The 2,547-nt window shown below is 56.5% G+C and carries 4 protein-coding genes; 3 read left to right on the top strand and 1 reads right to left on the bottom strand.

Translation table 11 applies throughout. The features are described 5' to 3' along the window. The coding region (locus tag AC5ZGW_RS45735) for a transposase (protein WP_496114149.1) at positions 1-224 on the bottom strand (224 nt) is incomplete at its 3' end. Positions 225-833: 609 nt separating this feature from the next. Between AC5ZGW_RS45735 and AC5ZGW_RS45740 the strand changes: the two genes are divergently transcribed. The 3 genes from AC5ZGW_RS45740 to AC5ZGW_RS45750 all read left to right on the top strand — a co-directional run bounded on the left by AC5ZGW_RS45740 (position 834) and on the right by AC5ZGW_RS45750 (position 2,458). Next, a complete protein-coding gene (locus AC5ZGW_RS45740; protein WP_130231780.1) occupies positions 834-1,160 on the top strand; it encodes a hypothetical protein in 327 nt (108 codons plus the stop codon). A gap of 66 nt (positions 1,161-1,226) precedes the next feature. Continuing rightward, entirely contained in the window at positions 1,227-1,454 is a 228-nt protein-coding gene (locus tag AC5ZGW_RS45745) for a hypothetical protein (RefSeq protein ID WP_130231782.1), read from the top strand. A 779-nt stretch (positions 1,455-2,233) separates the two neighbouring features. Then, complete coding sequence (locus AC5ZGW_RS45750) at positions 2,234-2,458, top strand: hypothetical protein (RefSeq protein WP_130231784.1); 225 nt, start codon at positions 2,234-2,236, stop codon at positions 2,456-2,458. The last annotated feature ends 89 nt before the right edge of the window (positions 2,459-2,547 follow it).

Genomic DNA, 2,547 nt, shown 5'->3' on the forward strand with positions numbered 1-2,547 from the left:
TTGAGATAACCGTAGATGTAAAGCTTCAGAAGGACTGCCGGATGATAGGAGGGCCGGCCCGTCTCCTTCGCGATCACACGCTCAAACCCCAGTCCATGCAGGTCGAGCGCCTCGACAAACACATCGATCACATGGGCCGCGTTGCCCTCGCTTATCCAATCCTCCAGACATTCCGGCAAGAGCGTCAGCTGGGATCTGTCCGCGCCTTCAACGAAGCGTCCCATCCGTATCCCCCAATCAGGAAACGGAGGAATCGTAGCCGACTCGTGGCTTTTCACACAGCCAGGGTCATGAGGCGAAATTCTCGGGACAGGCACAAAGCGTCCGCATTACCCCCGGAAGCGGACGTCGCATTTTGTGAGTACGCGCCCTAGACTTGTGGCTCAGCCAGGCGCGACGCATGCGCGACGACGCCCTTAAGATCGCCATGCGCGGCCCCGATAAGGAAGACAAGCTCGCAGCATGAAATACATCGAGGACGGCCCCTAGGCCATCCAGAAAAGGTAGCCCAGAAGTCGCGCACCAAGCGGCAGCACCAAGCGTCCCAATTCCCTCTGCCAGCGCTCCAAAAAGCAGCCCGGTCGTGAGAACCGGGCTGCCAAGTTGCAGTTGCACAACACGCCATGGTGGTGAAACGTGCGTGCGGCCATAGAAACCTCGCTAGAACAGGCCGGTTCCCACAGTCGGGAAAAATATGCAACGCAGGCTCAGAGGAACGAAGCAGTCGCTCAAACGTACTTCGACCTAGTCATTGTACGCAAAAATTCCGCAGGCCGGGGTCAAGTCTTTCTTCAATAAGCCGCCAGGATCGGAAAATCTTTGGGAGACCGTTCATGACCAAGGAGCCGCTCTCGGTAGACGCGGGCAATGTTCCCGAAACGCTTTGCGTAGGAAAAATCAATTTCGCATCAGGGCCTGGACCGCTCATGACTCTTACATTTACAAACGTTCGACCAAAGGCAGGTCCTTTATTTGATTCCAATAGGATTGAGCATGAAAGCATCGTGCGTGCTCGCATTGTCACAACGTTGGACAATTTGATTGCATTACGAGATCTTTTGAACACTTCGATACAACAAACGCCAGCTCCCTCCGCCAGCAGCGAGGCCGTCAAGCTCCATTGTGATGTGTTGTTGGCCGGCCGGATTTTGGAACGCTAAAGATGGGGCCGAGTTTAAGTGCGGCCGTCATCCAGGCGGAGGCCCGAGACAAGGAAGGGCCGAACCATGACAACGTTCCGAACCGACCAAGTTGACGACAACAGGGTGAACATCAAGCGCGCCCCGAACACGCTGGCCGGATCGGTCGCCCGGGTCGACGATCACTGGCGCGTCGAGATCATGTGGAGCGGCCCTGGCGGCGCCATCAGCTACGAGGCGACATCACTGCCCCGCGCGTTGGCGTTTATAGATGGGGTCGACGCGGCATTCGAACGGGTGATAATGCTCGGGTAAGCGCTAAAACCGTAGGCCGAAAGCATGGCAGCCAAGGCGCCAGAATAGCCCGCTCACAGCTCGTTCGCCTTCTCGGCCGCAATGGCGCGCTCTAATCCGACGCGGCCAGGCTCGGTGACCGGCCAGTTCTGCGAAAAACTTCCGTTTGTCCACGTCAGTCGCAACGTCGCGGATTTGAGCGCACTCTGCCCACAACTTCGGCGCCCTTCCAGATGCGCCTGTCGATTGCTCTCTCTCAATAAATGCCGCTAACGTACAATCGCGGTCAGAAATTCGTCGCCCGCGAAACCTACGAGCCGCCGCCCGCACGAGCGCTCACATATGATGAGCAGCCCGGGAACAAGCGGCAACAACAGCCATGGCCATCTCCCTGCGAATCGAGTTTACAATGGGCGTCCCGCGCCATCGTAAAACCGATGAAGCCGGGTCCGGATTTGCCCCTCTGTAAGCTCAACCGCGCGTGTGCTCGGGCCCCATTCGCGGCGCGCTGGGTATGCTGCTATGCGAAGCAGCGACGATTTCAACGCCGGCAACGATTTTTCGAAGCGAAAGCAAATCGGACATCTTTCGTGCCAGCACGTCCGTATCTGACGCCAGTTGCTCGCAAAGCTCGTTGGCACTGCATGTTGAAGCGCGCATACCAGCCGCCCTCCCTATTTAGAAGGGAACGGATCCTAATATAGTCGGGAAAATTCGGCAATTAACTAATTGTACCTTAATTTTTTTACTGTATAATTTAATTTCACATTTAATGTCGGTCAGAAATAAAGTAGAAGGCAATGACGACCGGTTTTGGCATGGCGGCCGCGATTTTGGCCCTCGCTCTGACGACGGTCACCCCGCCTGCGCAAGCCTGCAACGACAGGGGAAATTGCGCAAAAGCGCCGGGCCAGAACAAGCACGTCAGCGGAGCCCCTGGGCCGATCGCCGGTGCAGGTCTTCCGATCCTTGCCGTTGGCTACGGCGTCTACTGGCTCATCAGGCGCCGCAGGAAGCAGGACTGACATTTTCTTGATACTAGGCTGTGTGGACTCTTGGGATTCTCAAATCAGACGGAACGTGATTCAAGGCTTTCTTTTAGGAGGAAGCCTTG

This window comes from Bradyrhizobium sp. Crot121 (assembly GCF_059512385.1).

Coding starts and splice junctions, on each gene's coding strand:
- AC5ZGW_RS45740 (WP_130231780.1), top strand. CDS start 834: ATGACCAAGGAGCCGCTCTCGGTAGACGCGGGCAATGTTCCCGAAACG.
- AC5ZGW_RS45745 (WP_130231782.1), top strand. CDS start 1,227: ATGACAACGTTCCGAACCGACCAAGTTGACGACAACAGGGTGAACATC.
- AC5ZGW_RS45750 (WP_130231784.1), top strand. CDS start 2,234: ATGACGACCGGTTTTGGCATGGCGGCCGCGATTTTGGCCCTCGCTCTG.